Raw genomic sequence first — 11,566 nt, 5'->3', positions numbered from 1 at the left:
GGCGAGATGTTCCGGATCCTCTCGCCGCTGGTGCCCGGCGTCTCGGTCGTCGGCCTCGACGACGTCGCGCAGTATGACGAGCCGGTCGAGGACGCGCCGACGTTCGAGGGCAATGCTCTGATCAAGGCGCGGGCCGGGTTCGCGGCCACCGGCCTGCCGACCGTCGCTGACGACTCGGGGCTGTGCGTCGACGCGCTCAACGGGATGCCGGGGGTTCTCTCGGCTCGCTGGGGTGGTCCCCCCAAGTCTGACGACCGCAACAACGAGCTGCTCCTCGCTCAGCTCTCCGACGTCCCCGACGAGCGGCGCGGCGCCCACTTCGCTTGTGCGATCGCCTTCGTCTGGGACGGCGGCGAGCTCGTCGTCGAGGGCCGCATGGACGGCCGGATCATCCGTGAGGTCCGTGGTGACGGCGGATTCGGCTACGACGTGGTTTTCGTCGCGGTCGACACCGAGGACGGACGTACGTCTGCCGAGCTGTCGATCGAGGAGAAGGACGCCATCTCCCACCGCGGCCGCGCCCTGCGCGAGATCGCCCCTCGGATCGGCGAGATTCTCGCTTGAGTGACACAAGGTCGAAGATCCCAGTCATATGGTGGCTGCGATCTTCGACCTTGTGCCGATGACGTGGTCGGATGAGCACCCGGAGGCCGGTCGCTGACCCCGGCTGGGACAGCGATGCGGCGATCGTCGACGACGTCTTCATCGACCGGACACCACGGCGACCGGAGGTGCGTGACGGCCTGAAGTGGGAGTGTCGACTCCTGCCCCTGATCGCACCGCTGCTGCCACTCGTCGTGCCCGTTCCGTACGAGGTCCCAGCGGACGCTGACGGTCCGTGGCGGGTTCGACACCGGATCGTTCCGGGCGCCGCCGCGCCACCCTCGGCCTTGACCCGGCGCGACGGAGTGGCCGTCGGCAGGTTCCTACGGTTGCTTCATGACCTGGATCTGGCGGAGCTCGGTCTCGCGCCAAGGTTCGACAGCCTTGCCGGCGTGCTGGTGCGGATGGAGGCGGAGGTCGTCCCGCTGCTGCCGGCGGGCTTGCGCGAGCGAGGTGTCGGATTGATCGCGGCCACTAGATGATTGATGCAGGGTCTGACCTGCTACGCGGCACCCGGCATCCACGCTGGCGGCGTTGCCGCCCTTCACAAGACGCCCAGTCTTCCCTCAGGGCGGCGCCTTGCCAGCGCGGCGCCGAGCGCCGCTCGCGACGGCCACCCCGTGCATCAATCATCTAGGCACACGACACCGTTGTCTCTTGCGCACGGCGATCTTGGGCCGGCTCACCTGCTGGTCGACGCAAGTGGCGTCTCCGGTGTCACGACTGGACCGACTCGTGTCTGCGGGACCCGGCGATCGACCTCGCTTGGACACTCAACGGCACTCCGGAGACGTTCCGTGAGGGCCTCCGTGGCAGCTACCGACCTAGTCTCGAAGAGGAGCGTCGGGCGCTTGTCTGGCACCGTCTTGGGCCGTGGCACGAGGTGCTCCACGGACTGGACCGGCGCCAACGCACCTACATCGAGTCCGGTCTCGCCGGGGTGATCGAGCGCCTCGAGTACGGCCGAGTCGGTCCGGGCGACTGAGCCCAGATCCATCGATTGCGGCCGTCGCGGGCGTTGTCGCGGACAACTTCCCGCCATGGCGGGAAACTGCGGCCCAGATTTGCGCCTGAGACGCGCAAAATCCCGCCATGGCGGGATTTTGGCGCCCTGAGTCACCGACGCCCGACAGTCACTGGTCGCTGCTCAGCTGACCTTCGAGGCCGATCTGCCAGTCGAAGAGGCCCTGCTCCACCAGGAGAGTGAGCAGGGCCTTGTCCAGCCCGGTCGCGATCGCGACGCCGATGAGCACCAGTACGATGCCGAGCACCTTGTGGAAGATGCCCTCCGGATCGATCGCCCACTTGAGCCTGCTGAGCAGCGCCCGACCGCCGACCATGACGGCGGCGAGCAGGAGCGTCAGGCCGGCGACGTACGCGATCAGGTAGCCGAGCCCGCGCAACGGCTCGGCGGGGAGGATTGCCGCCACGATCAAGGCGTACGTCGGGCTGCAGGCGCTGAAGACCGGGCCCATGCTCGCGCCCAGGAGGATGTCGCCGCCGATCCCGCCGCGGGTGCTCGAGCGGGCGAGGCGCTCCTGGGCGCGCGATCCGAGGCCGAGCCGGAGCGCCACCGCGTCCCACAGACGGGGCCAGACCATCACGACACCGAAGAGAGCCACGATCACGCCGGAGACGACGCTCCAGAACCTGGGTGGCACGTCGATCAGCAGGGTCGTCGACTTGAGCATGACGCTGAACACGATCACCGAGACGCCGAGCGCCGCCACCGCCACCCAGGGGCGCCGCTCGCCGGTCCCACGGGAGAATATGGCCGGCACGAACGCCACCACGCACGGCGCGAGCACCGAGAGGGCCCCGGCGAGGAACGAGGCGACCAGCAGCGTCACTTGGTGTTCTCGAGGATGGCGTCGACCGACTTGTCCTGGCCGTAGCCCGACCACAGCTTGACGCGTTCGCCGTCGGGGTCGACGCGTACGAAGGTGGACTGGATCGTCACCTCGTGCTTCTTGCGCAGGTCGGTCGCGGAGTCGTAGTCGACCTTCAGGATCTGCGCTCCCTCGGGGACCTCACCGGCCTTGATCGCCTCCTCGAACCCACGGCACTCCACGCACCACGGTGCGTGGAAGAAGAGGATGGTGTCGGCGTAGCACTCATCCGCCACCGCCTCGGGAGAGTAGTCGGCGTAGCGGCCCTCGCCGCAGGCCGCGCCCTCGGCCGGCGTCTCGGCCGGCGCGGACTCGGAGCTCGCCGGCGTCGAGGACGCGCTCGGAGTCGCAGGCGCATCGGCGGCGTCGTCCTCCGGGGAGCCGCACCCGGCGGCGGCGAGACAGACGAGCGCGAGCACGGCGACGATGCGGGAGTTCATGTGCATGGGTTCGGAGCCTATGTCCTCGAGGACGGCCGCCCCGCGAGGCAGTTTCCTCCCGCGCTGCTCACTGGAGCGCGGCGGTGAGGCGCAGCACGTTGTCGACGTACGCAGCGGCCTTCGGTCGCGCGAGCCACTCCTCGAGCAGCAGCTGGCGAGATATTGCCCGGTAGCCGTCCTCGACCTTCCGCATCTGTGCCACCGGGTCACCGTCGAAGAGCATCAGCGAGACCTCGTAGTTGAGCGCGAAGGAGCGCATGTCCATGTTGCTCGAACCGAGCACCGCGACCTCGTCGTCGATGCTGAAGTGCTTGGCGTGGAGGACGGCGGGTTTGGGGTAGAGGTAGATGCGGACACCGGCCCGCAGCAGCGCCTCGTAGTAGGAGCGCTGGGCGTGGTAGACCATGAACTGGTCCTTGCCCTCGCTGACGAACAGCTCCACCTCGACGCCGCGCCGGGCGGCGGTGGTCACGGCGTAGAGCAGGGACTCGTCCGGCACGAAGTAGGGGCTCGTGATCGAGATCCGCTCCCTGGCGGCGTAGATGAGCGAGGTGAAGGCGCGCAGGTTGTTCTCCGCGTCGACGCCCGGGCCGCTGGGCACGATCTGGCCGGTGACGTCGCCGGCCGGCGGCACCGGCGCCGCGAGCTCGGAGGTCAGCAGCTCGCCGGTCTCGGTGTTCCAGTCGCTGGCGAAGACGACGTTCAGCGCTCTCACCAGCGGGCCCTCGATCAGGGCGGTCAGCTCGACCCACTCCCGGCCGGCCTTGTGGTTCTTCGGCTTGTTGTAGCCGGGTTCGATGAGGTTCTGCGAGCCCATGAACGCGACCCTGCCGTCGACCACCAGGAGCTTGCGATGGTTGCGCAGGTCGGGTCGGCGGAGCTGGCCACGCAGCGGATCGATCGGGAGCAGCCGGCGCCAGTCGATGTCGGAGGCGTCGAGCCGTCTCACGAGCCGGCGCCAGGCCGGAATGCCTCGCGATCCCAGATGGTCGAGCAGGAGGCGTACGCGCACGCCGCGGGCGGTGGCTCGGTCGAGGGCGTCGAAGAACGGCTCGGTGACCTGGTCGCAGGCGGTGATGTAGAACTGCACGTCCACGTGGTCCTCGGCCCGGTCCACCGCCGCCGTCATCGCCTCGATCGAGGCTCCGTAGTCGGCGATGAGCTCGATCCGGTTCCCGGTCGTGGCGGGCAAGGAGCCGAGCCGCTCGTTGAGCTCGATGGTGGCCGCGTCGACCTGCGAGATCGACTGCGGGTGCGGCGTCTTCGGCAGGCCGGCGACATACCGGGTCACCTCCTCGTTGAGCGCCCGCTGCCGCTCGTGTCGGCGCCGGTCGAGCCGGGTCTGGCCGAGCAGCAGATAGCCGACCAGGCCGACTCCGGGGATGAGGAAGATCGCCAGCAGCCACGCCATCGCGGTCCCGGGACGGCGGTTCTTCGGCACCAGTCCCAGCGCGATGACCTTCACCGCCAGGTCGATGAGGTAGATGGAGGTGCCCCACACCCCAGCCGCTGTCATGCGACTCAGCATGCACCACGACCAACGGTGTGGGAATCTTCTGACATGGTCCGTCTCTTCCCTGCTGCCCGCAAAGTGATCGAGGCCGGCGAGGCCGACCCGCCGGTATGGGACGTGGACATCGCGGCCAAGCGCGACCAGGCGCGCAAGCTGGCCGCGACGGAGGCGAAGGAGGAGGTCGCGGAGGTCACCGGCATCGACGCCGGCGGCGTCCCGTGCCGGCTCTACACCCCTGAGGACGTACGCGAGGGGCTGATCGTCCACCTGCACGGCGGCGGGTTCGTCTTCAACGATGTCGAGGTCCACGACACCGCGAGCCGGCGGCTGGCCAACCGGACCGGGCTGAGGGTGCTGTCGGTCGACTACCGCAGACCTCCCGAGCACCCCTATCCCGCCGCGCCCGACGACGTCGACAGGGTCATCAAGTGGCTGCGCGACGACCCGCTCCTGGGCACGCTGCCGGCGTACGTCCACGGGGACAGCGCGGGTGGCAACCTCGCGCTGGTCGCGGCGCTGCGCAACCCGGGCACGTTCGCGGCGATGGTGCTCGTCTACCCGTTCCTCGACCCGTCGATGAGCACGCCGGGCTACGCCATGGAGGACGGCTGGAGCGAAGAGGCGGTGTGGTACTGGAAGCAGTACGCAGCCACCGAGGCCGACCTCCGCAACCCCGATCTCGGCCCCTATCTGGCCTCCGACGCGGAGCTCCGCAACCTGCCGCCGACACTGATCGTGAGCGCCGAGGGTGACATCCTCACCGACGAGAACGAGGACTTCGCGCTGCGGCTGGCCGACCTCGGTGTCGAGGTCGTCGCGTTCCGCGCCGTCGGGCAGATCCACGGGTTCTGGCGCCACGGCCCCACCTTCCCCGCGGCCGAGTCGGTCATGGTGATGACCGCGGGCTTCTTGAGAAGGTGGCCGTGACCGAGCCCTACGACGTCACCGAGACCCGGGCCGCCTACGACACGGTCTCCAAGACGTACGCCGAGATCGTCGACCCGGAGCTCACCGAGACCTCGTTCGACGCCGGCGTCCTCGACACCTTCGCGGCCTACGTACGCAAGGACGGTGGCGGGCTCGTCGGCGACATCGGCTGCGGGCCGGGGCGGATCACCGCCTACCTGGCCGAGCGGGGTCTCGACGTCTTCGGCGTCGACCTGTCGACGGGCATGATCGCGCGGGCCAAGGAGAGGCATCCCGAGCTCAGGTTCGAGGTCGGCGACATGGGGCGCCTGCCGCTCCGTGACGGCGAGCTCGCCGGCGTACTGGCGTGGTATTCGCTCATCCACACCCCGGCCGCGCGCCGTCCCGCGGTCATCGAGGAGCTCGCCCGGGTCACCCGTCGCGGTGGGCGGTTCGTGACGGCGTTCCAGGTCGGGGACGAGCACGTACGTCACATCGGTGCCTATGGTCACGACGTCACCTTCGACGGCTACCGGCTCCCGGTCGAGGCCACCGGCGCGCTGCTCGAGGAGGCGGGCTTCGAGGTCACCGCGACCGTGGTGCGATCCGCCGAGGACTGGGAGCGGACCCCGCAGGCCTATCTCGTCGCCCGCCGTCGCTGACGGGTCCCGTTAATCCCTGCGCGGAGGCCGGGGCGGCGGTAGGTTGCGCCTCATGACGCAGCAGCCCTACCACGTACCCCTCTTCTTCCTTCGCCAGAAGGTCACCCCCTTCGCCAACAAGTACGTCGCCCAGGCCGCCAACGCCGACGGCTCGGAGGGGCAGGTGCTCGCCTTCGCGCAGCAGAAGCGGCTGGCGTTCAAGGAGCAGGTGACCTTCTTCGCCGACGAGTCGAAGTCGCAGCCGGTCTTCGCGTTCAAGGCGCGCGCGGTGATGGACCTCAACGCCGGCTATGACGTCACCGACCCGAGCGGCGCGGGGCTGGGCTTCTTCCGCAAGGACTTCGGCAAGAGCCTGCTGCGGTCGACCTTCCATGTCGAGGGCCCGGGCTACGCCGGCACCGGTCAGGAGCGCAACCAGCTGGTCGCCATCCTGCGCCGCTTCACCGACGTCGACTTCCTCCCGGTCCACTTCGACTACGTCTCCTCGGACGGCCAGCCGCTGATCTCGATCGAGCGCCGTTTCGCGTTCCGCGACAAGTACACCGTCAACGTTCACGACCCGCGTATCGACTTCCGTGTCGCCGCAGCCGTCGCGGTCGCGATGGACGCGCTGATGCAGCGCTGAGACCGTTCCGCCGCGATAAGGTAACGAACATATGTCGATCGTGGGCGTGGTGCGGGCCGTCCGAACGGCATCGGACGGGACCTAGTCTGCGCAGGTCATCCCGGGAATACCGGAGCGGGGAAACTGTCTCCAGGACGCACGGATCGGCGATCGACAGCCGTTGAGATGTCGGCGAGGACGTCATACGGTCACGAGGTCTTAGCTCGACGCGGCGGACTCGGTCGACGCGTCGCACGCCCGATCGAAAGGTTTCAACACCATGCGACTGCGCACAAGAGGCTCGCGCGCACTCTTTGCCACGCTCGCAGCCGGGACTCTGCTCCTCTCCGGCTGTGGCGGCGACACTGACAGTGGCAGCGGAGGAGAAGACGGCAAGACCATCACGATCGCCATCGCCGGCGAGAAGCCGTACTCCTACATGGAGGATGGCGAGCCGACAGGCGCCACCGTTGCGCTTCACAAGGAGATCTTCACCAACCTCGGCTACGAGAACGTCGAGGCCGAGGTCGTGGAGTGGGACGGTCTGATCCCGGGGCTGAACGCCGGCCGCTACGACGTGGTCAGCGCCGGGATGTCGATCCTGCCGGAGCGCTGTGAGCAGGCATCCTTCGGCGATCCGGAGATCATGTACACCACGGCGTTCGCTGTTCCGAAGGGCAACCCCGAGGGCCTGGAGAACATGCAGGACGTCGCCGACTCCGACGTCCGGCTCGCCGTCATCAACGGCGCCATCGAGCAGGGCTACGCCGAGGGGCTCGGCATCGACGGCGTGACCACGGTGAACTCCGCCGAGGACGGCTACGCCGCGGTCCAGAACGGCCAGGCCGATGCCTTCGCGCTGACCGGGATCTCGGTCCGCACGTGGGTCGAGGAGAACCCGGACGCGGGTCTCGAGGCGACCGACTCCTTCGAGGCGGTCGTCGACGACGTGGTCCAGGTCGGTTCCGGTGCCACCGTCTTCCGCGACAAGGACTCCCAGCTGCGCGAGGACTACAACAAGGAGCTCGCAAAGATCACTGGTTCGACCGAGGCGTACGAGAGCGTGCTCGGCGAGTTCGGCTTCACCGACGCCGAGCGTCCGCCGGAGAACATCACCACCGACATGCTCTGCAAGGGAGAGCTGCCGACGGTGGACGAGTACGAGTCGGCGAACTGATCGAACGCCTTGTCCGACTTCTTGCAAGCAGTAGCTGACTACAGCCCCTACCTCTGGGAAGGTGTCCAGGTAACCCTGGCCCTCTCCGGAGGAGGGGCGGTCGTCGCGCTCGTCGTAGCTGTCTTCCTGGGCCTGTGCGCGATCAGCCCGATCGCTGTGCTGAGAGTGGGATCGCGAGTCGTCGTGGAGTTCTTCCGCGGCACCTCGCTGGTGGTCCAGCTGTTCTTCCTCTTCTACGTCTTCCCGCTCTTCGGGATCGACCTTCCCGGAATGTGGTGCGGCATCATCGGTCTGGGCCTCAACTACGGCGCCTACGGCTCCGAGGTGGTTCGCGGCTCGCTCAACGCCGTGGCCAAGGTGCAGTGGGAGTCCACCACAGCACTTTCGATGTCGTGGGCGATGGCGGTGCGACGGGTGATCTGGCCGCAGGCCTGGGGGCTGATGCTGCCCGGTCTCAACAACCTGATGGTGATGCTGATCAAGGGCACCGCAGTGGCGTTGTTGATCGGTCTGCACGACCTCACCTACTGGGTCGAGGTGATGCGTAAGGATCCCGACGTGGGCCTCTGGATCGCCTACGGCGTCGGCTTCCTGCTCTACTACCTGGTCGCGCTCGGCTGCTCCAGCGGCCTGCGGTTGCTCGAACGTCGCGCGCAGCGACGCCTCGGGCTCGCCCCGAGCAAGACCAGGACGACCCGCGCGACAGCAGAGGCGGTGGCCTGATGGAGTTCGATCTCGAGTTTGCGCTGGAAACCGTGGGTCCGTTGCTGATGGCGTTCCTCCAGGTGACCCTCGTGGTCACGGTGGCCGGCTCGGTCATCGCGGCCCTGCTGGGTCTGATCTGGGCGATCGGCCAGCGAGAGCTGCCGACGCCGGTCCGGATGGTGCTCACCTGGGTGCTCGACGTGATCCGAATGACGCCGTTGCCGCTGCAACTGCTGTTCGCGGTGGCGATCTTCATCTCGTTCGACGGATATCGCAGGTTTCCCGAGACCGACGTCGAGACCATCGGGATGATCATCGGGATCGCGGTCTTCTCTGTCCACTACTCCACGTACATGGCGGAGTCGTACCGCGCCGGTATCGAATCGATCCGTCTCGGGCAGTGGGAGGCGGCCACAGCGCTCTCGTTGCCGCGGACTCGGATCTGGCGAGCGGTGATCATCCCGCAGGCGCTGCGGGCCACGCTACCGTCGCTGGGCAACTGGGCGATCGCGATGTTCAAGGACACTCCGTTCCTGCTCGTCATCCTGGTCCCCGAGATGGTCGCCAAGGCCAAACAGCTGGGCGGGGCCTCCTACCAATACACCGAGGTCTTCACCGTCGCCGGCCTGATCTTCCTCGCGGCCAGCTACCCCACGGCCGTCCTGATGCGAAAGTTGGAGAAGAAGCTTGTCTACTGACCCCACCAGCCCGGGCGCGTCCACCGGGGACCAGCCACGGATCGTGATGGAGGACGTGGCCAAGAGGTTCGGCAAGAACACCGTCTTGGACGGGCTGAACTTCACCGTGGCACGCGGCGAACGTGTCACCTTGATCGGTCCGAGCGGGTCCGGGAAGACCACCATCCTTCGGCTGCTGATGACGCTGGAGGAACTGAGCGGCGGTTACATCTACGTCGACGGTGACCCGCTGACCTACGCCAAGCGCGGCAACCGCCGGGTGAAGCTGCCGAACAAAGAGGTCACCCGCATCCGCAAGCGGATCGGGATGGTCTTCCAGCAGTTCAACCTGTTCCCCAACATGACGGTGTGCGAGAACATCATCGAGGCACCGGTGCACGTGCTCGGCCAGTCCAAGGAGGAGGCGCGGGCCAAGGCGGTCGATCTGCTCGACCAGGTCGGTCTCCGGGACAAGGTCGATGCTCACCCGAGCAGTCTCTCGGGCGGTCAGCAGCAGCGGGTCGCCATCGCGCGCGCACTTGCGCTGGAGCCGGAGATCCTGCTGCTCGACGAGGTCACCTCCGCGCTCGACCCGGAGCTGGTCGGCGACGTGCTCGAGGTGCTGCGTGAGGTGGCCAGGGAGACCGATATCACGATGCTGCTGGTGACCCACGAGATGCAGTTCGCCCAGGATGTCTCCCACCGGGTCCTGATGTTCGACGAAGGTCGCGTCATCGAAGAGGCCAAGCCTGAGGTCATGTTCAACAACCCGACGCATGAACGGACCAAACAGTTCCTGCAAGCGGTCCTCTGACCTGACTCGACTCAGCTCGACATGGCGTCCACGTGTGGGCGGACCAGGTCCAGCACCTGCTGGTGGGTGGCGGCGTCGGCCGCGGCGATCATCCCGCGGCCCTCGTGGAGCCTGTTGCCCTCGAGGTCGGTCACGATGCAGCCGGCGGCCTGGCAGATCGCGATCGGCGCGGTGAAGTGGACGCTTCCCTCGAGGCCACCGCCCTCGGTGAGGCGGTCGTCAGTGACGTACGCCGCCCTTCGTCCTGCCGCGACCCAGGTCAGCGCGAGCGTGGTCGACATCACCCGTGGGCCGAACTTCTTGCGGAGCTCGGGATCGGCGACGAGCTGTCCGCCGAGGAACGGCTCGTCGGGCGTGCCGTCGCACTGGATGTCGATGAGCATGGTGCGTGGGGTCGGGGCGAGGACGGTGTCGCCGCCGCCCTTGCGAATCCAGGCGTCGGTGCCGTCGGTCCAGAAGGTCTCCTCGCTGATCGGGTCAGCCGAGACCGCTGTCCGGACGCCGTCGGGCGTCACCAGGGCGACGTTCACCGCGGCGAGCGGGGTCTGCGCGGCGTAGTTGAGAGTGCCGCAGAGCGGGTCGACCAGCCATCTGCGCTCGCTGTCGCCGTCGCTGCCTGACTCCTCGCCCTCGAAGGCGTCCTCGGGGCGGTAGGTCGCGATCACCTCCCGGATCGCCTTCTCCGAGGCGATGTCCGCCTCGGTCGCGAAGTCGATCAGCGACTTGTCGAAATGGCTCAGTTCGGTGCCGTACATCTCTCTGACGACCGCCGCCCCCGCCGTGGCCGCCGTGATCGCGACTGCTTCGTCTGGGAATGCTGCCCGGAACGCGTCGATCGCCGGATCTGGGATCGTCTCCGGCGCGTCGCCGATGAAGACCGCGACGACCTCCGCCTCGGGGTCCGCGTCGATTGCAGGCAGGAACGTGTCTCGCCAGGTCCACAAGTTGGGGTGGTCATACTCGACGTACGCCTCCGCGGGGGTGATCAGCTCGATCGCCCGCTCGAGGTCTTGCCTGGTGAGCCGATATGCCGCGGTCCCTCCGCGATGCCCCACCACCGTCGCCACCACAACCGCTGGCAGGCGGTGCCCGTAGGCGTTGACCACCGGGAAGTGTTCAGCGCTCGGGGCCGGCGCTGTCGACGGTACGAGACCCACCCCGTGCGCCGCCGGTGGCACCCATCCCTCGATCTGCTTCTCGAACCGGCCTCGGGCCGCGACGATCTCCGCCGGCGTCTGCCATTGCTCCATGGCTGGACGGTATCGCCAGGTCTCGATCTCTCGGTCTCCGGTGGTCGAGCTTGTCGAGACCAGGTCGACTCCGGTGGTCGGGCTTGTCGAGACCTCCCTTGGTTCCGGTGGTCGGGCTTGTCGAGGCCTCCCTGCCGGAATGCTCGCGCCGGCGGGTTGGTGTGGGCCGCCGACCCTTTCCTGGAGGGTGTTCTCGATAGGCCCCGGAGTCAAGGACGGGCCTACGGCCCGCCGGCTGCGCCGGCCGCTGCGCGGTCCTGGACACCGGGACCCATCGAGAAAAGACCTGGCTGATTATCGGGGCGGCGGCCCGGGTGTGGCGCGGA

The 11,566-nt window shown here is 67.9% G+C and carries 13 protein-coding genes; 9 read left to right on the top strand and 4 right to left on the bottom strand.

The features are described 5' to 3' along the window. Both ACRDPS_RS09970 and ACRDPS_RS09965 read left to right on the top strand, forming a co-directional pair. Positions 1-564: non-canonical purine NTP pyrophosphatase (locus tag ACRDPS_RS09970; protein ID WP_431501477.1), on the top strand; the 564-nt coding region annotated here is incomplete at its 5' end. A gap of 71 nt (positions 565-635) precedes the next feature. After that, the gene (locus tag ACRDPS_RS09965; protein WP_431501476.1) at positions 636-1,085 is read left to right on the top strand and encodes a hypothetical protein; all 450 of its coding nucleotides are present in this window, start codon (positions 636-638) and stop codon (positions 1,083-1,085) included. Positions 1,086-1,736: 651 nt separating this feature from the next. Here ACRDPS_RS09965 and ACRDPS_RS09960 read toward each other — a convergent pair. From ACRDPS_RS09960 to cls, 3 genes are all read right to left on the bottom strand, one after another. After that, complete coding sequence (locus ACRDPS_RS09960) at positions 1,737-2,453, bottom strand: cytochrome c biogenesis CcdA family protein (protein WP_431501475.1); 717 nt, start codon at positions 2,451-2,453, stop codon at positions 1,737-1,739. Then, positions 2,450-2,938, bottom strand: a complete 489-nt coding sequence (locus ACRDPS_RS09955; RefSeq protein ID WP_431501474.1) for a thioredoxin family protein — start codon at positions 2,936-2,938, stop codon at positions 2,450-2,452. Before ACRDPS_RS09955 ends, ACRDPS_RS09960 begins: the two co-directional genes overlap by 4 nt. Positions 2,939-2,999: 61 nt before the next feature. Then, positions 3,000-4,448 carry a cardiolipin synthase gene (cls, locus tag ACRDPS_RS09950; RefSeq protein WP_431501473.1) on the bottom strand — a complete coding sequence of 483 codons (1,449 nt, stop codon included), beginning with the start codon at positions 4,446-4,448 and terminating at the stop codon, positions 3,000-3,002. Between the two features lie 45 nt (positions 4,449-4,493). Here cls and ACRDPS_RS09945 point away from each other — a divergent pair, with 45 nt between their 5' ends. The 7 genes from ACRDPS_RS09945 (at position 4,494) to ehuA (ending at position 9,990) form a co-directional block, all read left to right on the top strand. Further along, positions 4,494-5,372, top strand: coding sequence for an alpha/beta hydrolase (locus ACRDPS_RS09945; RefSeq protein WP_431501472.1), 879 nt, complete (start codon positions 4,494-4,496; stop codon positions 5,370-5,372). Continuing rightward, complete coding sequence (locus ACRDPS_RS09940; RefSeq protein WP_431501471.1) at positions 5,369-6,013, top strand: class I SAM-dependent DNA methyltransferase; 645 nt, start codon at positions 5,369-5,371, stop codon at positions 6,011-6,013. Before ACRDPS_RS09945 ends, ACRDPS_RS09940 begins: the two co-directional genes overlap by 4 nt. A 52-nt stretch (positions 6,014-6,065) precedes the next feature. After that, positions 6,066-6,638, top strand: a complete 573-nt coding sequence (locus ACRDPS_RS09935) for a hypothetical protein (protein ID WP_431501470.1) — start codon at positions 6,066-6,068, stop codon at positions 6,636-6,638. Positions 6,639-6,897: 259 nt separating this feature from the next. Further along, positions 6,898-7,794, top strand: coding sequence for a transporter substrate-binding domain-containing protein (locus ACRDPS_RS09930; RefSeq protein WP_431501469.1), 897 nt, complete (start codon positions 6,898-6,900; stop codon positions 7,792-7,794). 21 nt (positions 7,795-7,815) lie between these two features. Continuing rightward, positions 7,816-8,517 carry an amino acid ABC transporter permease gene (locus ACRDPS_RS09925; RefSeq protein ID WP_431501468.1) on the top strand — a complete coding sequence of 234 codons (702 nt, stop codon included), beginning with the start codon at positions 7,816-7,818 and terminating at the stop codon, positions 8,515-8,517. Next, positions 8,517-9,197, top strand: a complete 681-nt coding sequence (locus ACRDPS_RS09920) for an amino acid ABC transporter permease (RefSeq protein ID WP_431501467.1) — start codon at positions 8,517-8,519, stop codon at positions 9,195-9,197. The genes ACRDPS_RS09925 and ACRDPS_RS09920 overlap by 1 nt, the downstream gene beginning before the upstream one ends. Then, the gene (gene ehuA, locus ACRDPS_RS09915) at positions 9,187-9,990 is read left to right on the top strand and encodes an ectoine/hydroxyectoine ABC transporter ATP-binding protein EhuA (RefSeq protein ID WP_431501466.1); all 804 of its coding nucleotides are present in this window, start codon (positions 9,187-9,189) and stop codon (positions 9,988-9,990) included. The genes ACRDPS_RS09920 and ehuA overlap by 11 nt, the downstream gene beginning before the upstream one ends. Before the next feature lie 11 nt (positions 9,991-10,001). Here ehuA and ACRDPS_RS09910 read toward each other — a convergent pair whose 3' ends face one another. Further along, positions 10,002-11,240 (bottom strand): inositol monophosphatase family protein, encoded by a 1,239-nt coding sequence (locus tag ACRDPS_RS09910; protein WP_431501465.1) that lies wholly within the window; start codon positions 11,238-11,240, stop codon positions 10,002-10,004. Between the last annotated feature and the right edge of the window lie 326 nt (positions 11,241-11,566).

This window comes from Nocardioides sp., from assembly GCF_050699375.1.
In the GTDB taxonomy this organism is placed as follows: domain Bacteria; phylum Actinomycetota; class Actinomycetes; order Propionibacteriales; family Nocardioidaceae; genus Nocardioides.
This window is presented reverse-complemented; position numbering and strand designations above follow the sequence as displayed.